We start from the raw sequence: 20,281 nt of genomic DNA on the forward strand, positions 1-20,281 counted from the left end.
ATTTCCCGGTGTCTGGGGCCATGGGTGGAAAAGGGTTCACTGCGCCGGCCCCTGAGCTGTCTCACCCTGGCCGCGTTTCAGCCGCCGCAGCAGCTTTCCGGAATCTGGGTTCTCCTTGGCGTGGGCGCCGCGGCCGCGGCCCCGCGAGCGCTTCTTGCCGAGCAGTTCATTGAGAGCCTTCACCAGGGATGCGACCTGCTGGTGATTTTTATCATCGTCGAACACCCGCCCCTTGGTGAAGGCATTGAGTTTCTGCAGGCGGCGGTTCTCATCGGACATCCGTTCCATGATCCTTCGCAGGTAGGCCCGCTGGAAGTCCGCCGCCGGCACGTTCGGTTCGAACCGTCCGGTGCTGAGGTATTCAATGAGAGCGTCCGCCCACTGCTGGCCGGTGATGCCGCTGCCGTGCCATTGCTGAATCCGAAGAGGCAGGCGTTCGACGACCTCTACCGCGACATCGGAATTGACGAGCAAGTGCTTTTGGGACAGCAGGGCGTAGGTGGTCTCCGGGTGCTCACTTCTTTGGAACATCTCCACGATGAAGTCGAGGGCCTGCTGAGCATGCTTCCTGTCCAGGGCGGGCGACTGTCCGGGCACGGCGGGAGGGGCGCCGTCTTGAGGCGGGAGGACCTGGGTCTTGTCCGGGGCGGAGCGCGAGGGCGCCTCTTGCCGCCACTCGGTGTCCCACGGCTCGTGAAGGCGACCATGCTCGAGGGCGTAGCGTATGGCCGGAACGCTCAACAGCCCGAGTTCGTCCAGCAACCGGCGCACGTCCTCGAACCGGTTCGGTCTGTCCTGCCATGATTGGTGGCGCAGGCAGTCGGCAAGCCCTTCGACCATCCGCTCCTTGTCGGCCCAGGGACGCTCCCAGGCAAAGGAGAAGGTTCCCTGGTAGTCCCTCCATTCCTGGGGGGGAACGTCCGTGATCCAGCGGGGTTGACGGTCCGCCGCCAGCAGCATGACGTCGACCGCCGCCTGAGTCACCGGATCCTTTGGCTCTAGCAGCCACAGCTCCTTGCCCCAGTGAACATTGTCGATGGGGCCGGTGTGCTGCTGGCGGATGAACCACTGGAGAAAGGCTTCGCCGACATAACGGAATTTGCGGCACTGATCGGCGATGTTCAGCATCAGCAGCAGGGAGCCGATGCCGTAGCCGGCCAGGAGCGCCACCTCGTCAATGGAGATGTCCTCGAAGTCGTGCGGGTCGGCCAGCCGGGTGACGAGCGTCCTGAGCTCTTCGGGGAGCCGGTCTTGGACCCAGACGAACGCGCTTTGAAACTCCGCCCCTCCGCTTCCGGCGAGCAGTTCGGCGATCAGCGCGAGCATGAGGGGGACGTCGCCGTCCAGGATCTGCTGGGTGTGCGGCAGGCCGGCGAGGTCATGCCCCGAACCGGTGAGGAGCAGGCGGGCCGCTCGGGCCAGCCGCCGGCCGGACGGCTCCGGCTGGGGAGGTCTCGGCCGGGCCCGGAGCACCTGCGCCAAGAAGTCGTCCACCTCGTGCCGGCGCAGGTGCGACAGCAGGTCGTACAGCGGGCGGTCCTCCTCCAGCCCCAGCGTCCGGTCGGACATGCCGACCACGGGTCCGTCCTCTTCCAGCCACAGCAGCCGGGAGATCATCCCGATCAAGGGCTGCCGCCACGGCTCCCATCCGGTGCGCTCAAGGACCTTCGGCAACCACCGGGTGACGCGGAGCAGGTCCTGCCGGTCCGGCTCCGGGAGGCGGAGGATCCCGCGCAGGCACGCCTCCGCCTCCTGGGGGGCCAGGTCGTCGCCGTCGAGCCAGTTCCGCAGCTCCTGCGGGGAGGCGGTGCCGTGCGGGAGCATCCGCCGCCGCTCCAGCCGGGCCTTGACCTTGTGCAGGGCGCGGACCGCTTCGCCGGCCTCGTCGAAACGGCGTGCCTCGGTCTCCTTGGCCAGATGCGCGATGACCTCGGCCGGGCCGTGCTCGTGCAGCAGCCGCCGCAGATCCCGCAGGTAGGCGTCCTGGGGGACGTCGATGTGCGGATGCCCCAGCCAGGGCAGATGGGTGGTCTGCGGGTCGGCGGAACGCCGGGAGAAAAACAGCCGCAGCTTGTGCTGGGTGGCGCTGTTGGCCCAGGTGGTCGCGGTGAGCTTGGCGCGGTAGCCGTACGGCAGCAGCGCGGCGGTGACGTCGAGATACCGCAGCCGGTCCTTGAACGAGGCCTGTTCGGCCTGGGTCAGGCAGACGCGCCTGCCCTGGAGCAGCGAGGAGAGAACGGCGGTGAGCACCGGATCGGCGGCGTCCGGCTCTTTCAGGTCCTTGGCTATGACCGCCGGGTCCAAGGGCCTGACCGAGACCTCGAACGGCTGACCGTGCCCGGTCTCGGGGAGGGGGAGCGCGGACAGCTCCTGGTAGAGGTCGCAATAGGAGACGGGCTGCTCGGCCAGCGACGCATAAGGGAAGGCGAAGAAACGGGTCGGCGCGATCTTGCGGCCGGCGCCGTCGTAGTTCTCTGAGATGTTCTGGATGGCCATCCCAAGGTAGGGCTGCTGGGCGACGTCCCACGCGCCGACGGTGACCCGGGGCAGCGCCTTGTCCCCATCGGGGGTGCCGGGGTGAAAACGGGTGATGATCGTTTTGAAATGGCTGGAACGGAGCCGGCCGTTGCTGCAGGACAGGAGGCCATAGTCGGTGGTGGCCCCCGGTTTTTCGCTCCACAGTGCCCATTCGACCGTGATCGTCGCCATGGCGTCGCGCTCCTATCGTCTGGTCACCTGACCAAGCCACAGCAAGGGCTCAAGGACGTTGATCGGGTGGATGTCGCCCCGGATCGTGTACTCCCCCGGCTGCGTCGGATGCGGGATCACATTCTGGAAACTGGAGGCCTGGAAACGGGTCGCCGTCGGGCTCAGGTAGAAACCCACCGCCGAGGTGGCGAAGTAACGCACCCGTTCCGGGGCGAAGGACGTCTTGATCGCGTCGTGGACCTGCAGGGCGCTGCGGGTCGGCGACAGGTGGCACAGCTCCCGGAACAGGTCCTCGGCCTTGTCCTCGCGGACCCGGGGGAACAGGTACGGGTCGTCGGGGTCGAAGGTGAGGTACCCCCGTCTGTGGGCGGTGTGGAAGACCTTGGGGGAGTCCAGTTTGGTGATGCAGACGGCCAGATAGTGGGGCAGGTGCCGGCCGGCGAGCCGGCCGTTTTGCATGCAGCGGTGGGTGACGTTCTGCAACGCCTGCTGGAAGTAGTGGAACTCGTCGCCGTCCTTGTTCTCCCGGAGCGGGTCGAACAGGTAGACGATGCCGTCGCATTCGGTGAGGTGGTTGACCAGCCTGTCGAACGCGTCGCCGGACTCGCCCACGCTCTCGGCGGGGTCGTCGAAGTCCAGCTCGATGTCTTCCAGCTCTTCGCTGATCTCCTCCGCCCGGTCCTTCTCCTTTCCCCTGAAGAGCCGTCCGGAGGCATCGATCAGATCCAGCTGGAAGTGCAGCGGGACGGACTCGGTGCGTTTGCGCCAGCGGTGTTTGACGACCCGCTCGGTCTCCCCCATGATCGTCCAGCTGTACTCCTGGATGCCCTCGGTCTTGCTGGGGAAGCGCCGTTCCTTGGTCAGGATCTGGGTGTTGTCGACCAGGAAGTCCACCGAGGGCTGGTCCACCCCGATGATGTTCCACTTGCCCTGGCTCTGGTTGGCCGCCACGTAAAGGGCGGCCAGGAAGGTGGTCTTGCCGCTGCTGGTGGCCCCCCACAGCCCGATCTTGGCCATCTTCGTCACGGGTGCGCCGGGGCGGTTCATCGCTTCAAGGCTCATGGTCACCTCAACCTTCGGAAACCGGCAGCGGGAAGGCCAGCCGGCCGGATTCGGGGACGACGATCTGCGTTTTGGCGGCGAGCCGGTGCGCGTCGGTGATGTCCAGCCGGAGCAGGGCGTCGCCGCCGATCCGCCGCCAGGCGGGTGTCAGATGCTCGGCGGAATCCAGCACGGCCACGCTCAGCAGCCCGGGGCGCTGCCGGATGCGGCGCAGCTGGGCCTGCCAGTCGTGTTCGTGCGGGCAGGACAGCAGCCCGCTGGGGTCCTCGCGCGGAGGGTGCGGCGGCCGCCGGCCGAAGGTCACCAGCACGACCTTGCGCCGGGGCGGGATCGTGGCCAGCCGTTTGGCGACCAGGTGCAGGGCGTCCTCGACCGGCGAGGCGGGGATGCGGTCGGAAGGGGCCGGACGCAGCCGTTCCAGAGCCTCCAGCGCGGTGGCGGGCCGGGTCAGCCACTTGCCCTGCAGCACCTTGGCCTGCTCGGCCTCCATGCGGAAGTCATGGCGGCCGTAGCCGATCACGGCCACCCGCAGCCGGTCGGTCTCCGGCAGCCGGCGGGCGGCCAGCTTGATGAAGTCGGCCGCCAGGCGGCGGCGGGCGGTCAGGCCGTCTTCGCACAGGTCCAGCAGGCAGATCAGGTCCAGTTCGGTGATCTGGGGGGCGAGCCGGTCGGGCAGCGTGGCCACCAGCGCCGACCAGGGCCGGTGCTCGGGGGTGACCCCGGCGGGTTCGAGGAAACGGATCCGGCCCTCTCCGGCGAGCACCGCGCGCAGCCGGTGCTCGCCTTCGCCCAGGTGCACGGAGCCGACCTGCAGTGCGCGGGGGCCGTCGTCCCGCCAGGCGACCACGGCCAGCACGATGCCGTCGGGATGGGGATGCACGCACCGGATGGTCAGGCTGCGCTCGGCGCCGGCCCGCTCGCCCCGGGAGAACAGCCGGATGCCGTCCAGGAACATCCGGCCGGTGCGCCGGTCCTTTCGGGCCACCACCAGTTCCAGGTGGTCGCGCAGCGGCAGGGCGGCCATCGCCTCGGCGATGAGCGCATCGACATCGGCCCCGTTCAGCCTGCTGACCGGGGTCTGGGCGCGGCCCTGCAGCAGCATGGTCAGCGCCCGCTCCGGCACCGGCCAGCCCGGTGCGGTGCACACCGGCAGGATCCGGGAACCCTCCAGCGGCGGCAGCCGCTGGGCCAGGGCGCGTTCCAGCCCCGCCCACAGCCTGACCCGGTCCACCCCGCCCAACCCCCCGGCGAGCCGGAACTGCAGCTCTTCGGCGGCCCCGCTCGCCAGCATGGGCACCAGGACCTGCCAGGGCACGGTGCGGCGCCGTCGCGCCTGCGGCAGGCCGAATCCGTCCACCCCGACGACGGTCACGGCGATCCCGTCCCGGCCGGCCTCGACGATGCTCAGCCGCCCGTCATCGAGGGCCTCGTCCAATGTCCGGCTGAGGCGGTCACGGAACTCCTCGGCGGAGTCGGTGTCGACGCGGGCCTGCCGGCGGGCCATCACCCACTCGGTGTCGCTGGGGCGCTTGCCGCGGATGTAGGGCAGGTCCTGGCCCTCTACGGGGGAGATGCGGGCGGCGGCGATCGCGTCGAACAGCCGCTGGGCGTCCTCTATGCGCTGTTCTTGGACCAGGGTGGGGGTGCCGGGGGGAGGGGGCTGCCAGCCGCACTCCTCGCACGGTTCGTCCTTTCCCGTGGGCGCGAAGCACACCGGGCAGGGGACCTGCTCATGACGAGGCATAGGGCGTCCTCATGCGCTGAGGCACTCACCGGGGAGTGCGGCTCGTACGGGAACGGCTCTGGGGTGCCGGCATCCACAGGGACATCGGGCTTCCGCCCGGCCGGGTGCGGCCCGGGCACCGAAGGCCCGCGCCCCGGGCCTCGGCCGGTCTGCGGGCTGGGGACGAGGGGCGCCTTGGGGCGGTGACCGCAGATCACCGCCGATGTTATGGGCGGTCCCCATGTCAGGGCATGTCAAAAGAGACCCGCCATATACGACCCGTGAGACCATACATAATCGGACATGTGATTGTAATTGCCCCCATGGGTCACCGCTCGTATCGACAGGCCTCTGAGTAGGGATGGTACAACGGGCTGACAGGCGGTTTTGAGTATTTTGACACATAGAGCACCTGATGTCGGTTTGTTCAGGTGTTGTGACCGGGCGTGTTCCGCCGCTGGTCGTTTCGGGGGTCGTGGCGGAGACGCTCCCGGATCCGTGCGGGACTTTGCGCGCCAAGGCTCTCTTTTTTGTGTCAATCCTCGCGTAGTCTCCGTTCAGGACATGATGCCGCCGAGTTCACCCGGACACCCTGGCCGCATTCGGACGGATGGACGATCAAAGGCCGACAACACGGGGGGAGTTGCTTGAAGAACATCCTGGTGTGGCTTTCCAGCGCTCGTGAGGACGTCCTGGAAGACAGCCCCGGCGACAGGCCCAAGTACATCGGCATCGGCAGCGCCATCGTGATCACCGGCACGATCGCCGGTGTCGCCATGACCTATGCCCTGGCCAGCGCGGTGAAGGCGTCGCTTTGGGTGGCCGTGCCCTTCGGCGTGGCCTGGGCGGTGGGCATCATGCTGCTGGACCGCTGGCTGGTGGCCACCATCCAGCGCGGCTCCTGGGTGCAGAACATCCTCACCACGGTGCCCCGGCTGCTGCTGGCCGTGCTGCTCGGCCTGGTGATCTCCACTCCCCTGGTGCTCCGCATCTTCGAGCCGGAGATCGTCGCGGAGATCTCCCGGATGCAGCAGGAGAAGGCCGACGCCTTCCAGCGGCAGCAGCGGGAAGGGGACGTCGGCAGGGACATCGCCGCGCTGACCGCCCAGCGCGATGAGCTGCAGAGGATCATCGCCAGCGGCGGCGACGCCCCCAGCGACCCGGAGGCCGACCCTGAGATCCGCGGTCTGCGCGCGCAGCTCAAGGAGGCCGAGACCGCCCGGGACGAGGCCGTCAAGAAGCTGGACTGCCAGCTGTATGGGCCGTGCAAGCCCACCGGGCCGGGGCCGCTCGCCGACGCCGCCCGCCGGGAGCTGAACCTCGCCGAGGCGCGGATCAAGACGATCGACGGTCAGATCGAAAAGCGCAAGCGGGAGCTGAACGCCAACGACGAGGCCAGCCGCGCCCAGCGGGTCGCCGACGCCAAGGCGGCGCTGCCCGGCGTGCAGCGCAGGCTGGAGGATCGCATCCGCCAGCAGGAGAGCCTGCGCCGGCAGTTCGAAGAGCGTCAGCGCAACGCAAACGGCCTGCTGGCCAGGATCGAGGCGCTGGACCGGCTGTCGGAGCGCGACAGCTCCATGGGGCGGGCCCACCGGCTGCTGATCCTGCTGTTCACCGCCATCGAGATCCTGCCGGTGCTGGTCAAGCTGCTGATGCTGTTCGCGCCGGAGAACAACTACGAGCGGATCCTCAAGGACAGGGAACGCGAGGAGCTCCTGCGCGCCCAGGTCAAGAGCCGCGCCGGCGCGGATGGGCAGGCCCTCAGCGATGACATCCTCAAGCTGTGGGGGATGCCCCCCGACCCACCGGGATCGGAAGGGGGAGAGGCGCCGCCCAAGCCGACCACCCCGATGCCCGACGGTCCGGCGCCGGCGCAGACAGGCGGCCGTCTTCCCGAGGAGGGCTACCCCTCGGAGGACTCCAGGCGGCTGATGGAGATGCCCGACGCCAACGTGCGCGGCTACGACGGTGAGCGGCTGGACTTCGGTGACGGCGCTTTCGAGGACGGCCGGCGGGACGACCTCGACGACTGGAAGGAGACGTCCCCGGGCGGCTGGGAGGAGGGAACCGCCGCCGACCGGAGGGCCGGCGCCGCCTCCGACGGGTGGAGCGACGATCCCGGCGACGACGAGGGCCGGAGGGCGGAGCCCGCTTCGGGGGCCTGGGACTCCGTTCCCTTCTCGGGCGGGCGAGAGGACGGCGCCGCCGGTTCCCCGCGGTCGGTGACCGACGATTTCGCCGATCCGCGGGCGGCCGCCGCGTCCGACTCCAGGCGACCGGACTCGTCCGGAGGCGACGAGGGGGACCGTCTGCTGAAGTTCGACGACTGAATCCCTCGCCCGCCGTGGCCGTCCGGCCCGGTGAACCCTTGCAACACGTGGTCTTGGGCGCCGAAGACGGGCCCGGGCGGTGTCCGAGGCCATGACATTGCAGGTCACGGCAGCTCGGGAGCGCGAGGAACGACGTGGGAGTGTCCAGGTGACGGGTCAGTTCGGCGGCGGCCGCTTCGACCGGATCCGCAAGCTCGGCGAAGGAGGCATGGGCAGTGTCTGGTTGGCCTGGGACCGCAAGCTGGAACGCAAGGTCGCCATCAAGCAGCTGCGCACCGATCTGCTGACCCCGCAGGGCAAGCCGCTGATCACCCCCGCCCGGGTGCTCCGGGAGGCACGGGCGATCTCCCGGCTGCAGCACCCCAACATCGTGCAGATCCTGGACCTCATCGAGGCGCCCGGCGAACCGCTGCTGATCATGGAGTATGTGGCCGGCGAGCCGCTGTCGGAGCTCATCGAGCGCCGGCCCGCCCTGACCGAGCTGCAGGCCGCCGAGATCGGGCTGGCCGTGCTGGACGCCCTCACCGCCGCGCACGCCCAGCAGGTGCTGCACCGCGACGTCAAACCGGGCAACATCCTGATCAAACGGGCCACCGTGCACAGGGAGACGCTGTCCCAGCGGGTCCGCTTGATCGACTTCGGCAACGCCGCCATCGAGGACTACCGGGTGACGACCAAGAGCATCCTGGTCGGCAGCCTGTGGTACATGGCTCCGGAGCGGTTCAACGGGCAGACCGGCGCGCCGTCCGACCTGTGGTCGCTGGGGGTGACGCTCTACCAGGCGGTGGAACGGCGGCTGCCGTTCCCGGGGGAGCAGATGCAGCAGGTCATCCACGCTCTGATCAACGAGGAGCCCGCTCCGCTGACGCCGGGGCGGCTGCTGGCCCCCGTGATCACCGGGCTGCTGGTCAAGGACCCCGACCGCCGGCTGGAGGCCGCGCAGGCCCGCGACATGCTCGTAGAGATCATCGAGACGGAGCGCGCCCGGCGGCGGCCGCGTCCCGTGCGGCCGGAGGGCGGGGGCGAGCCGCGGAGCACGCCTCACCCGCAGGGCACGGCGCCCGGGCCGCAGCGCCCCGCCCCGCCCCGAGAACCGGCCCCGTCGCAGCCCGAGTCGCCGCGGGGGTTCGCCGCGATCGTGGCGCACAGCCCGCAGGAGGCGGTGGCGCTGCTGCGGGAGCAGGGGCCGCGGACGGCCGCTCAGCGGCTGGACCGCTTGGCGGCGGGGTCGGATGAGGCCGTCACCGTGGTGCTCGGGGTGGGCGAGGAATTCGCCGGCGCGATGCTCGCCCACGCCCGTCCCGAAACCGCCGCGGCGGTGCTGGGGCGGATCCCCGGCGAGCAGGCCGCCCGGCTGCTGGCCGCCGTCCCGCCGGGGGCCACCGCCCCGATACTGGCGGCCTTCCCCACCGGTGATCCCGCCACGGCGCACCTGATGCGGGCACTGCCGGCGCGGGCCGCCGCCCGCATACTGAACGACCTGCCCTGGCAGCGAGTCGGTGAGCTGCTCAAACCGCTGTCACCGGCGCGCAGGGCGGAGATCTTGAGCGGGATGAGCCCTCGCCGGGCCGCCGCCGTCCTGGACCGCCTGCCGGCGGACGCGCAGCGGGCCGCCGCGCTCATCCAGCGGATCCCCGCCGACCGGGTCGGCGCGATCCTGGACCGGATGGACGCCCGGCGAGTGGCCCGCATCCTGCTGGTTCATCCCGACCGGGCGGCGCGCCTGCTGAAACTGATGGGCACGGCCGAGCGCGGTCAGGTCCTCGACCACATGGACTGATGCCCGGTGGTGGGCGTCAGGGCGCGGTGAGGGTGGCCAGGGCGCGGTCCGGTTCCCAGTGGGCGCGCAGTGAGGTGATCAGGCCGTTCTCGTCGACCGTGTAGACGATCACGCAGTCGATCGTCATGGTGGCGCCGCCGTCCAGGGTGGTGGTGATGGTGGTGACGTTGGCGCAGCAGGGGCCGTTGGCGAAGGAGTCGGTGACGCGGAAGCGCACCCGCGCCGAACCGATGTGCTCGTCCCAGAACCGGCCGATTCCCTCGTGGCCGCGGTGCCCCTTGCCCTCGGGGTCCAGCATCGAGGGGCCGACGGGGTCCTCCACGAGGGCGTCCGGGGCGAACAGGGCCAGCCACTCGTCCTTGCGCCCGGCGGCGGCCGCGGCCATGGAGCGCCGGGCCGCCCGGCGCGCCGGATGGTCGCCCTCCGGTGCCTGCCACAGCACGTCGGGGGAGTCGATCATGACTGAACTGTAACGTGTTCTCGTTTTGGGTCAAGGGTTCACCTTGGCGATCACCGATTCGGCGAACCGCTCCAGGTGCTCGATCTTCTTGGCCAGCGGCTGGGTGTCCGGTCCTTTGACATAGGGGTTGCGGAACCCGACGATCACGTCGGTGACGCCCTTGTCGGCCAGGCGTTTGACCCCGTCCACCGAATAGGCCTCGGGGGAGATCACATGGATCTCAAACGGCCGGTCGGCGGTGCCTTCGGCGGCGCGCAGCTCCGCGAGCCTGGTCAGCAGCGCATCCAGCTCGGCCGGGTCGCCGCCGCCGTGCATCCACCCGTCGCCCAGCCGGGCGGCCCGGCGCAGCGCCGCCTCGCTGTGCCCGCCGATCAGGATCGGGATCGGCTCGGTGGGCACCGGGGACATCTTCACCGGGGGCAGGTCGAAGAACTCCCCGTGGTACTCGAAGTACCCGCCTGCGGTCAGCCCGCGGACGATCTCGATGGCCTCGTCCATCCGCCTGCCGCGCCGCTCCCAGGGCACCCCCATCACCGCGAAGTCCTCCGGCCAGGGGCTGAGCCCGACGCCCAGCGCCAGCCGGTTGCCGGTCAAAAAGGCCACCGAGGAGGCCTGCTTGGCCACCAGCACCGGGGGACGGACGGCCAGTTTGAGCACGAACGGGGTGAAGCGGATCTTCGAGGTCACCGCCCCCATGGCCGCGATCAGGGAGAACGGCTCGATGAAGCTTTTGTCCTCCAGGAACTCCCGGCTGCCGTCGGCGGTGTAAGGGTAGGTGGCGTCCGATTCCCTGGGGTAGACCAGGGAGTCGGCCACGGTGAAACTCGCATACCCGGCGGCCTCGGCGGCCTGGGCCAGCGGCAGGTAGTAGGACGGGTCGGTCATGGCCTCGGCGTAGCTGAACCGCATGCCGCCGAGCATAGTAGAACCTGTTTCAATTTGATATCCCGGAAGCGGGCGCCGCCTAGAGGGCTTGAACCCCGCGCGGAGCCCGTCCGTGTTCTTCGATGGGGCCGTGCGGCCCGCCCGGAACGGACCAGCACTCGATGAGGTCGGCGAATGTTCTTGCGAGCCTGGGGTATCGCGCGATCCCTGGTGATGTACCACGGTGTGCCCGGCAGGCACCGGCGCATGCTCCGCCTGTACGGGGAGTTCCTGCGGCCCGGGGACGTCGCCTTCGACATCGGCGCCCACGTGGGCAGCCGGGTGCGCGCCTGGCGGCGCCTGGGGGCGCACGTGGTCGCGGTGGAGCCGCAGCCGGACTGCCTGCGGGTGCTGCGCCTGTTCTTCGGGCGCGACCCGGGCGTGGCCATCGTCCCGCTGGCCGCCGGGGCGCGGCCGGGACGGGCCGCGCTGGAGCTGTCCACCGCCACCCCCACGGTCTCCACGATGTCGCGCCAGTGGATCGAGGCGGTGACCACCGACCGCAGCTTCGCCCGGGTGCGCTGGGACCGCTCCGTCGAGGTCGAGGTGACCACCCTGGACGACCTCATCGCCGCCCACGGCGAGCCGGCCTTCTGCAAGATCGACGTCGAGGGTTTTGAGGCCGAGGTGCTGTCCGGGCTCACCCGCCCGCTGCGCGCCCTGTCGTTCGAGTACATCCCCTCGGCCCACGACGCCGCCCTGGCCGCCCTGGACCTGGTGGAACGCCTGGGCGCCAAGGCGGGCGGCTACCGCTACAACTACTCACCCGTCGAAACGATGCGCTTCGCCGGCGAACGCTGGGTCGACGCCGCCACCTTGGTCCGGGGCCTGGAGAAGATCCGCCCCCTGGGCCGCTCCGGTGACATCTACGCCCGCCTCCAGGACGCCCCGCCCGGAAGCCGCGGCAAGCTGCCCCTCCCGGGGGCGGAGTGAGCCTTTTCAACGCATGCGCCAAGGCACCGTGGACAGGACCCCGGTGCCGCGGCGTTCCCGCCCCCGACGCCCCCGTCGTGACCTGTGAGAACGGCGTGTTGAGAAAGGTTCAGCGGCCAGCGGTCCGTCCGGTGGGGCCTCGCCGTGTTGAGGGCCGGTTGCCCGACGTGTGATCAGCAAAAGGGCTCGGCATCCGGGCGGCATGCGGCCGGCCGAGAGAGATCCTTCAGCTCTGAGCGCACGGTGTTTTGTGGGACGCGCACTCCGGGACGACCGGCGGGGAGCGCCGAACCGCTCGATGACATGCGCATCTTGCCGGATAACCTGGCATGCGTCACGAGTCGGCCGGGGATAGGGGGTCGGTGTGACGGGTGAGGGGGACGCGCCGTCGCCGCTGCCTCCCCTGACCTCCTCCGAGCGTGAGTTCATCGAGCGCTACCTCGGCGTCATCGACCTCCTCGGCCGGATCAACCCGGCGAACGCCGAGTCCACCTACGCGGCCCTGCGCGCCGCTCAGGGCCTGGTCGGCGAGGCCAAGGGGCTGCGCGACGCGCTGGAGACCATGTTCCAGCGCGGTGAGAAGGAGGTCTTCAGCGACGACCTGGTCCGCGCGCTCAGGCAGTTGGACGGCCGGCGCCGCATAGGGCGACTCGCCCTGCCGGACGAATGACCGCCCTTCGCCGAGTGAACGGCGCAGGTGGACGGACGGGGAACAGGGTGCCCTATGACGACGCAGGGCGAACGCGACATCTTCGCGCTCGCCCTTACGAAGCGGGTGCGCCGTCAGGGAGTCGAACCCCGAACCCGCGGATTAAGAGTCCGCTGCTCTGCCAATTGAGCTAACGGCGCTTGTCGTGTTGGGGGCTTGCCCCTCGCGACGTCAGGAACTTTATCAGGAGCAGGCGGAGTGCGCGAATCGGTTATCGGGATGCGGGGCTGGAGGCGCTGTCGGGGCGGGTCTCGTCGGTGCCGGCCGGGTGCAGGGCGCCCCGCCATAGGGCGATGGCGCTGGCCCGGGAGGTGACGCCGAGCTTGGCGTAGATGCGGTTGACGTGGTTCTTGACGGTCTTTTCGCTGAGGAACAGCTGGCGGGCGATCTCGCCGTTGGAGCGGCCGGTGGCGATCAGGTCCATGACCTCGGCCTCGCGGGCGGACAGGCCGTGGCGGGCGCGGCTGGCGTCGCGGAGGGCGCGGATGAGGTCCAGCGGGGTGAAGGAGCCGGGCACCAGGTGACCGCAGGCGCCGGCGTGCAGCGCCTGCCGGGCGGCCGGGTCGTCGGGCGCGGCCAGGACGAACACGCGGGCGCGCCGGCTGAGGGCGGCCAGCCGGCCCGATCCGGTGAGCTGCGAGCCCAGCAGGATCACATCCGGCCGGTGGCGTTCGGCCAGTTCCATGGCCTCAGAGCCGTCCCGGGCCTCGGCGACGACCGTGAAGTGGTCCCCGGCCGACAGCAGGGTGATCGCCTCGGCTCGGGTGCCGGGGTCGCCGTCGGCCACCAGGACCCGCAGGGGGGTCGTTCCGTGCACGCTCATCCACCCTCCGTCGTTCGGCTCGGCCAGCGCCGGAGTTGATAACGCCGGAGCATAACCCGCCGATCTTCCAGATCCAACAACGGTGGTCAGGAGACGAGTGACGGTTAAAAGTTCAACTGACAACGCCGCCGGGATCCGCGGTGCGAACGGCCGGCCCCCGGCCGCCGAAAGCGAAACGCAAGTGCGAGCGGGGAGCGGGCACGGGCCGGAAAACGCCACAGGCCCCGTCGCGTGCGATCGCGACGGGGCCTGCCCATCAGGGTGAGTGAGGGGACTTGAACCCCCGACACCCAGGACCACAACCTGGTGCTCTGCCGACTGAGCTACACCCACCACGGGGCCGGAATGACCGGCCTAGAGAAGTGTAGCGGCTTTCGAGGGGTGATCGTGCATCGACATCACCGAACCTGATTTCAGCACGTGGTCTCGGGCGGCCGAGACGACGGCCCCGGGGGTGCACGGCGCCGTGCCATCGCAGGTCACAGTCTCCTCACTGACTGCGATGCACCCGTGCCGAGCTGCGGGAGCGGAATGCCGAAAAGGGGTCACTGCGAATCCCGGGCGGTGGCGGCGACCACCTCGGCGGCCACCGCGCGGGCGGTCTCCGAGTCCGGTCCCGGCTGGGGGACGAAGATCGCCTGACGGTAGTAGCGCAGCTCCCGGATGCTCTCGGTGATGTCGGCCAGGGCGCGGTGACCGCCGGTCTTCTGCGGGCTGGCGAAGTAGGCGCGGGGGTACCAGCGCCGGGCGAGCTCCTTGATGGAGGACACGTCCACCATGCGGTAGTGCAGGTGGGCGTCCAGGGCGGGCATGTCACGGGCGATGAACGACCGGTCGGTGGCGATGGAGTTGCCGCACAGCGGCGCCTTCTTGGGGTCGCGGACGTGGGTGCGCAGGTAGGACAGCACCATCTCCTCGGCCTCGCCGACCGACACTCCGCCCGGCAGCGCGTCCAGCAGCCCGGAGACGGTGTGCATCTCCCGGACGACCTTGGACATCTGGGCGAGCGCCTCCTCGGGAGGCTTGATCACCACGTCCACGCCCTTGTCGAGGATGTTGAGCTCACTGTCCGTCACGAGGACGGCGATCTCGACCAGCGCGTCCTTGCGCAGGTCCAGTCCCGTCATCTCGCAATCGGCCCATACCAACAGGTCGTTCATGGGTTTCACCCTAATCGGCCGGGGCGGTGGCGACGCTTGGAGCGCTTCAGGGGACCTTGATCGACTCCACCACCAGCTCCAGGTCGCCTCCGTTGACATGGCTGTCGGGCATGGTCACCCACAGCACGCTGGGACGCTGCTCGGGGCCCTGATCGACCAGCACGAAGGCCACGGTCTCGGTGCGGAAGTTCCAGCCGCGGGCGGCGGCCTGCGGGAAGGAGAGCCGGAACTTCAGGTAGTGGGCCCGGTGCCCGTCGATGCTGCGCGGCTGCGACTGCAGGTCCTCGCGGATGTGGGCGGGGTAGCTGCCGGTGGGCGGCGGCTCGGTCTCCATGGCCCGGGCGAGTTCGGTGATCGCCGCCTCCAGGTCCTCGGGCCCGTCGTAGGCGATCGCCTCCGGCAGCCTGCCGGAGGCGATCGAGGCCACGTACCGGCCTCCCGTCCCGTCGTAGTCCTCCTGGACGACGGCGCTTTGGACGCGATTGAACCCGTAGGCGCGGGCGAGGTTGTCGTCGGGATCGAGCGGCCGGGGCCGCCACCGGCCGCCGAGCCGCGGATAGGACAGCCCCGAGTCGGTGATCGTCCCGACCACCGGGGACCGGGCTGCGGGGTCGGCCGAGGGAGCGGCGGGGGAGACCGTGGGACCGGCGGGGGCCGCTTCGGGCTCCTCCCGCCCGCCGGCGATGCCGGTGGCGAACGCCGCGACCAGCACGACCAGGACGACCAGCAGCGCGCCGCCCCCGCCCAGCGCCCACAGCGGCCCGCTGCCGCCGGAGGGCGGTGCGGGCGCCGGTTCCTTGGCCGGCTGCCGGGGCTGCGGCGCCGAGGGCTCGGCCGGGGGCTCAAAGGACGGGCGGCTCAGGTTCCAGTTGGGCTGCTTCCCGCCCGGCGGCCGGGAGTCCTCGCCGGAGGGGGACGCGCCGGCGGAAGACGCCGCGGGAGCCTGCGGTCCGGCGCCGTCGTGGGCGGGCGCGGCGACGCCCGCCTCCTCGGCCGCCCGGGTGGCCTGCGTCCACTGGGCGCCGTTCCAGTAGCGCAGCAGACCGGGGGTGCCGAAGGGGTCGTGGTACCAGCCCGCCTCCGGTGTCTGGCCGCTCATGGCGCCGAGATTATGCCAACCACATCACGGTGCGGTATCCGCCTCATCGGCCCGGTATGCCCGAAGGCGGGATGCCGGGGCGCAGCAGCGGGTCGGGGATCGGCTCGCCGAACACCTGGTGCACCGGCAGGACCCCGGCCCACACGTCGAGCGCGTAATCGGCCTCCTCGTCGCGAGGCGGACCCTGGCGCACCTTGACCGACGCCTCCTCCAGCGACAGCGCCAGCACCGCGGTGGCCGCCAGCTCCTTGCGGCTGGGCCGGCGGACGATGTCCCAGCGGCCGGGGGCGAGGTGCTCGCAGATGGCGCGCAGGCCGGCCAGCCGCTCGCCGGGGTCGGTGACCGGGCGGGGCGTCCCGTAGATCATGGCGCTGCGGTAGTTGACCGAGTGGTGGAAGATCGAGCGGGCCAGCACGATGCCGTCCAGGTGGGTGACGGTCACGCAGACCTCCCGCCCGGCCGCCTCCGCCAGGCTGCGCGCCCCCGTGGAACCGTGCAGGTAGAGGGTGTCGCCGTCGCGTCCGTAGGCGGTGGGCACCACCCGCGGCGCGCCGTCCACGATGACGCCCAGGTGGCAGATCATGCCCGCGTCGAGGACCTCGTGCAGCGCGCTCCGGTCCGTGCGGGCCCGCTCGCGCGCCCTGCGCAGCGTGGTGCGCTCGGTGGCCGACAGCGGACCTCCCCGCGGGCGGCGCGGAAGGGCGGGAGAAGACGCATGACCCGAAGGCCCGGGCCGGAGAGGGTTCGTCATGGCGCCTTACGCTAGGCGGGAAGTGGCCATCTCCCCAGGGCCACTTTCCGGTGTTTTCCCAAGACCACTTCGGGAGGTGGCGGCCACGGGCACCACAGCGCCGCGCGCCCAGCCGGACCTGCCGCTGTTCGTGGACCGCGCGGCGGCCGAGCCGTTGAGCGCGCAACTGGCCGCGCAGGTGCGCGCCGCCATCCGGGCCGGACGGCTGACCCGCGGGGAACGGCTGCCCTCCAGCCGGGCGCTGGCCGGTGCGCTGGGAGTCAGCCGAACGGTCGTCATGGACGCCTACACCCAGCTGTACGCCGAGGGCTGGCTGCACGGGCGGCACGGTTCGGGCACCTATGTCGCCGATGTGAGCCCCGAGGAGCCCGCCGCGGCCGGCGACGGCCCCGAGCCGGAACGGGACCGGCGGGCGGAGCCGGACGGATGCATCGACCTGCGGCCCGGGGCGCCCTGGGAGGGAGGACTGGACACGCCCGCCTGGCGGCGCGCCTGGCGGATGGCCGCCTCCGCCTCCCTGGGCGGCCGTCCCGACCCCTGGGGGCTGCCCGCGCTGCGGGAGGCGTTGTGCGAGCACATGCGGCGCAGCCGCGGCGTGACCTGCCGTCCCGGGCAGGTGGTCGTGACGCGCGGGGCGACCGGCGCGCTGGACATGCTCGCCGCCACCGTGCTGCGCCCCGGCGACCGGGTGGGCGTGGAAGAGCCCGGCTACCGGCGGGCGCGCGCGGTGCTGGCCGCCCGCGGCGCCCGCATCGTGCCGTGTCCGGTGGACGAGCACGGGCTCATCGTCGACGGCCTCCCCGACGATCTGCGGCTGATCTACACCACGCCCGCGCACCAGTTCCCGCTGGGCGGCGTGCTGCCGGTGCAGCGGCGCCAGGCGCTGCTGGCCTGGGCGCGCCGCCGCGGCGCGCTCGTCGTCGAGGACGACTACGACGGGGAGTTCCGCTACGACGTGGCGCCGCTGCCCACCCTGCATGAGCTGGACCCGCACACCGTGGTCTACCTGGGCACCATGTCCAAGCGGCTGAGCGCCGGCATCGGGGTCGGCTGGCTGGTCGCCCGCACGGAGCTGGCCGCCGCGGTCGCCGGTCGCCGCCTGGAGCTGGGCGACCGGACGGCGGCGGTGCCGCAGCAGGCCGTCCGGCTGCTGCTGCAGTGGGGTGAGCTGGACCGGCACATCCGCCGTGTCCGCGCCGAGTACGCCCGCCGCCGCGCCATGGTCGTGCAGACGTTCGCCGGGCTGCCGCTGCGCGGCACCACCGCCGGGCTGCACCTGGTGGTGGAGCTGCCCGGGGCCGTGGTCGAGCAGGTGACGGCCCGGGCCGACCGGGCGGGCGTGCTGCTGGATCCGCTCGCCGGGCACTATGCCGGGCCGCCGGCGCTCACCGGGCTGGTGATCGGCTACGGCGCCGCCCCGGCCGGCCGGCTGCGCGCCGGCTGCCTGCTCGTCCGCCGCCTGATCGAGGAGGCGATGGGCTGAGCGTGCCCGGCGCGAGGGATCAGACCGCCCCCGGGGTCAGCAGCGGCTGCGACGTCTTGGACAGGTCGTGGGCGAGCAGCCGGGACTGCCCGGCGGGCGAGATCGCCGGGGTGCGGGGCCGCGGGATCTCCACCACCGGGGTGTCCTGGCCGGTGATCCGGCGGATGTCCAGGTCCCCGGGGTCGGGCAGCATGGAGCCGGGCACCTGGGAGGCGCCGAAGTGGCCGCCCTTGGCCCAGGGGCGGCGGTGCCGGTCGGCGTGGTAGGACTGGGGCGCCGGCAGCGGCGGCCCGGCCGGCCAGCGGCGGGGGATCCCCCAGCCGTCCAGCCAGCGCATGATCGCGTCCAGGCCGTTGAGCGGGCCGCTGGTGAACGGCTCGCGCACCAGCCCCACCACCATGATCTGCACGCAGGTGCGGCCCTCTCCGCGCACCGGGTCGGCCAGCAGGCAGGCGGCGCGGGTGGCGGGCAGCATCTGGATCGCCTCGCCGGTGCACGGATTCCACACCAGGTGGGCCGGGCGCCCTTCCTTGGCCAGGTCCTGGGCGGTCGAGCGGGCGGAGACCATCAGGGGGTCGCTCTCACTGGTGAACCAGACGACCCTGGGGGCACCCCCTTTCAGCTGTCCTCCGTCCAGCTGGACCGGCATGCGTCCGGCACCGGGTAGCCATGCGTCGGCCACTGCGCGTCCCCCCCAATCGGGCGATGGGCCCCGAATGGTTCAATCCTTCGTTGTTAGCCGAGACTGGTCGCAAAGTCCAGGGCAGGACCGTGTCGTCGGGTTCTGCGGGTGTCAAGGGCGGTCTCGGCCCTATGGCGCTGTGAGCATGTTCGGCCCCTCATGCGTATTCGCTTCTACCCTGAAATGGTCGGAAATGGTAGGGAGTCTTCGGGGTGATGCGGAGCGCCCGGAGCGGGGGCACGGGCGTCCGTGCAGGTGAGGCCGGGACGCCGCCGGTGGAAAACTTTCCTTGGGCGTCCGAAACTGGCCAATAGATTACCTGAGTTCCCCGGAGAACGCCGCTCTCCTCCCCCCGCCCTCACGCCCGCCGACCGAGTTGCGTTCTAATAGGGCGCCATAAGCGACCACAGCAGCCGGACGTCCGGCCGGGCGCTTGGTCCGCCGGCCGTCCGGACGATCACTGAACGGAGTCGTGTCATGAGCGGTGAGCTTCCGGCCGGCGTTCCCGGTGTGGACGTGCCCCGGCTGGCCGCCTGGCTGGAGCGGACGCTGCCCGGCAGCGGCCAGATCACCGGGGTGCGGCTGATCGCCGGCGGCCGGTCCAACCTGACCTACGGGATCACACTGGCGGACGGGCGGCGGGTGGTGCTGCGCCGGCCCCCGCTGGGGCACGTGCTGCCCACGGCCCACGACATGGCCCGCGAGTACCGGGTGCTGTCGGCGCTGTCGGGCGGCAGCGGGGTGCCGGTGCCGACGCCGCTGGCGTTCTGCGACGACGAGGATGTGATCGGCGCCCGCTTCTATGTGATGGACCACGTCGAGGGCCGGGTCCTGCGCACCATGGAGGACGCCGCCGACGTCACCCCCGAGCAGGCCCGCCAATTGAGCGAGCGGCTGGCGGAGGTGCTGGCCGCCATCCACACGGTGGACGTGGAGGCCGCCGGGCTGGCCGACTTCGGCCGGCCGGCCGGATACATGGCCCGCCAGCTCAAGCGGTGGGGCCAGCAGTGGGAGCGGTCCCGGGAGGCGATCTTGGCCACCGGCGCCACCCGCGACCTGCCCGCCTACGAGCGGTTGGTGCGGCGGCTGGGCGAGCGGCTGCCCGAAAGCGGCCCCGTCGGCCTGGTGCACGGCGACTACCGGCTGGACAACGCGCTGACCCGGCTGGAGCCCCGCCCCGAGATCGCCGCGGTCGTGGACTGGGAGATGTCCACGCTCGGCGACCCGCTGTCGGACCTGGGACTGACGCTGGTGTACTGGGCGCAGGCCGACGACGAGCACCGGCTGCCGGTCGGCGCCACCGTCACCGCCGCGCCCGGCTTTTTGACCCGGCGGGAGTTCGCCGAGCGCTATGCCGAGCTCACCAAGTTCGACCTGTCGGACATCGACTTTTATGTGGCGTTCGCCTGCTACAAGCTGGCGGTGATCTTGGAGGGCATCCACGCCCGCTACCTGCAGAACGCCACCGTCGGCGAGGGCTTCGACAAGATCGGCGACGCGGTGCCGCTGCTGCTGGACCGCGCCCACCACATCCTGGACACCGGCTCGGCCTGGTAGCCGCCCGGCGGTCGCGGCGAGCACGCGGCGGGAACGGCCCCATCCGGGCGGCACCGCCGCGTGCTCACACCGGGCCGTGGAGGTCCGATGTCCGCA

Annotated in this window: 16 protein-coding genes and 2 tRNA genes; 6 read left to right on the top strand and 12 right to left on the bottom strand. The window is 71.2% G+C overall.

All coding sequences use genetic code 11. From position 1 onward, the window contains the following. Nucleotides 1-36: 36 nt before the first annotated feature. Genes TCUR_RS06115 through TCUR_RS06125 form a run of 3 tightly spaced genes read right to left on the bottom strand, consistent with a single transcriptional unit; the run spans nucleotide 37 to nucleotide 5,515 of the window. Nucleotides 37-2,709, bottom strand: a complete 2,673-nt coding sequence (locus tag TCUR_RS06115) for a hypothetical protein (RefSeq protein WP_012851611.1) — start codon at nucleotides 2,707-2,709, stop codon at nucleotides 37-39. Between the two features lie 12 nt (nucleotides 2,710-2,721). Beyond that, complete coding sequence (locus TCUR_RS06120) at nucleotides 2,722-3,771, bottom strand: hypothetical protein (protein WP_012851612.1); 1,050 nt, start codon at nucleotides 3,769-3,771, stop codon at nucleotides 2,722-2,724. Between the two features lie 7 nt (nucleotides 3,772-3,778). Next, nucleotides 3,779-5,515, bottom strand: a complete 1,737-nt coding sequence (locus TCUR_RS06125; RefSeq protein WP_012851613.1) for a hypothetical protein — start codon at nucleotides 5,513-5,515, stop codon at nucleotides 3,779-3,781. A 626-nt stretch (nucleotides 5,516-6,141) separates the two neighbouring features. On the opposite strand from TCUR_RS06125, the gene TCUR_RS06130 reads away from it, so the two are divergent. Then, nucleotides 6,142-7,824, top strand: coding sequence for a DUF4407 domain-containing protein (locus tag TCUR_RS06130; RefSeq protein ID WP_012851614.1), 1,683 nt, complete (start codon nucleotides 6,142-6,144; stop codon nucleotides 7,822-7,824). A gap of 148 nt (nucleotides 7,825-7,972) precedes the next feature. After that, on the top strand, nucleotides 7,973-9,604 hold the full coding sequence (locus TCUR_RS24720) for a protein kinase domain-containing protein (RefSeq protein WP_012851615.1): 1,632 nt from the start codon (nucleotides 7,973-7,975) through the stop codon (nucleotides 9,602-9,604). A 16-nt stretch (nucleotides 9,605-9,620) separates the two neighbouring features. On the opposite strand, the gene TCUR_RS06140 is transcribed toward TCUR_RS24720, so the two are convergent. Together TCUR_RS06140 and TCUR_RS06145 are read right to left on the bottom strand one after the other, a co-directional pair. Further along, the gene (locus tag TCUR_RS06140; RefSeq protein WP_012851616.1) at nucleotides 9,621-10,064 is read right to left on the bottom strand and encodes a nuclear transport factor 2 family protein; all 444 of its coding nucleotides are present in this window, start codon (nucleotides 10,062-10,064) and stop codon (nucleotides 9,621-9,623) included. Nucleotides 10,065-10,094: 30 nt separating this feature from the next. Beyond that, the gene (locus tag TCUR_RS06145; protein WP_041441045.1) at nucleotides 10,095-10,973 is read right to left on the bottom strand and encodes a TIGR03619 family F420-dependent LLM class oxidoreductase; all 879 of its coding nucleotides are present in this window, start codon (nucleotides 10,971-10,973) and stop codon (nucleotides 10,095-10,097) included. 222 nt (nucleotides 10,974-11,195) lie between these two features. Between TCUR_RS06145 and TCUR_RS06150 the strand changes: the two genes are divergently transcribed. Together TCUR_RS06150 and TCUR_RS06155 are read left to right on the top strand one after the other, a co-directional pair. Beyond that, nucleotides 11,196-11,921, top strand: coding sequence for an FkbM family methyltransferase (locus TCUR_RS06150; RefSeq protein ID WP_217265454.1), 726 nt, complete (start codon nucleotides 11,196-11,198; stop codon nucleotides 11,919-11,921). Nucleotides 11,922-12,285: 364 nt separating this feature from the next. Continuing rightward, entirely contained in the window at nucleotides 12,286-12,591 is a 306-nt protein-coding gene (locus TCUR_RS06155; protein ID WP_012851619.1) for a hypothetical protein, read from the top strand. A 106-nt stretch (nucleotides 12,592-12,697) separates the two neighbouring features. Here TCUR_RS06155 and TCUR_RS06160 read toward each other — a convergent pair. The 6 genes from TCUR_RS06160 to TCUR_RS06185 form a co-directional block, all read right to left on the bottom strand. Beyond that, nucleotides 12,698-12,770, bottom strand: a tRNA-Lys gene (locus TCUR_RS06160). A 71-nt stretch (nucleotides 12,771-12,841) separates the two neighbouring features. Next, on the bottom strand, nucleotides 12,842-13,453 hold the full coding sequence (locus TCUR_RS06165) for a response regulator transcription factor (protein ID WP_012851620.1): 612 nt from the start codon (nucleotides 13,451-13,453) through the stop codon (nucleotides 12,842-12,844). Nucleotides 13,454-13,713: 260 nt separating this feature from the next. Further along, a tRNA-His gene (locus TCUR_RS06170) sits at nucleotides 13,714-13,786 on the bottom strand. 212 nt (nucleotides 13,787-13,998) lie between these two features. After that, nucleotides 13,999-14,613, bottom strand: coding sequence for an oligoribonuclease (gene orn / locus TCUR_RS06175; protein ID WP_012851621.1), 615 nt, complete (start codon nucleotides 14,611-14,613; stop codon nucleotides 13,999-14,001). Nucleotides 14,614-14,659: 46 nt separating this feature from the next. Next, a complete protein-coding gene (locus TCUR_RS25990) occupies nucleotides 14,660-15,712 on the bottom strand; it encodes a DUF2510 domain-containing protein (RefSeq protein WP_012851622.1) in 1,053 nt (350 codons plus the stop codon). Nucleotides 15,713-15,755: 43 nt separating this feature from the next. Then, complete coding sequence (locus TCUR_RS06185; protein WP_041441048.1) at nucleotides 15,756-16,385, bottom strand: pyridoxamine 5'-phosphate oxidase family protein; 630 nt, start codon at nucleotides 16,383-16,385, stop codon at nucleotides 15,756-15,758. A gap of 154 nt (nucleotides 16,386-16,539) precedes the next feature. Between TCUR_RS06185 and pdxR the strand changes: the two genes are divergently transcribed. Next, nucleotides 16,540-17,946, top strand: coding sequence for a MocR-like pyridoxine biosynthesis transcription factor PdxR (gene pdxR / locus TCUR_RS06190; RefSeq protein ID WP_245536996.1), 1,407 nt, complete (start codon nucleotides 16,540-16,542; stop codon nucleotides 17,944-17,946). Between the two features lie 19 nt (nucleotides 17,947-17,965). On the opposite strand, the gene TCUR_RS06195 is transcribed toward pdxR, so the two are convergent. Then, the gene (locus tag TCUR_RS06195) at nucleotides 17,966-18,595 is read right to left on the bottom strand and encodes a hypothetical protein (protein ID WP_012851625.1); all 630 of its coding nucleotides are present in this window, start codon (nucleotides 18,593-18,595) and stop codon (nucleotides 17,966-17,968) included. A gap of 510 nt (nucleotides 18,596-19,105) precedes the next feature. Here TCUR_RS06195 and TCUR_RS06200 point away from each other — a divergent pair. After that, nucleotides 19,106-20,185: a phosphotransferase family protein gene (locus TCUR_RS06200; RefSeq protein WP_012851626.1), complete on the top strand. Its 1,080-nt coding sequence runs from the start codon at nucleotides 19,106-19,108 to the stop codon at nucleotides 20,183-20,185. Nucleotides 20,186-20,281: the final 96 nt, after the last annotated feature.

Origin of the sequence: Thermomonospora curvata DSM 43183 (assembly GCF_000024385.1) — a bacterium.
GTDB lineage: Bacteria > Actinomycetota > Actinomycetes > Streptosporangiales > Streptosporangiaceae > Thermomonospora > Thermomonospora curvata.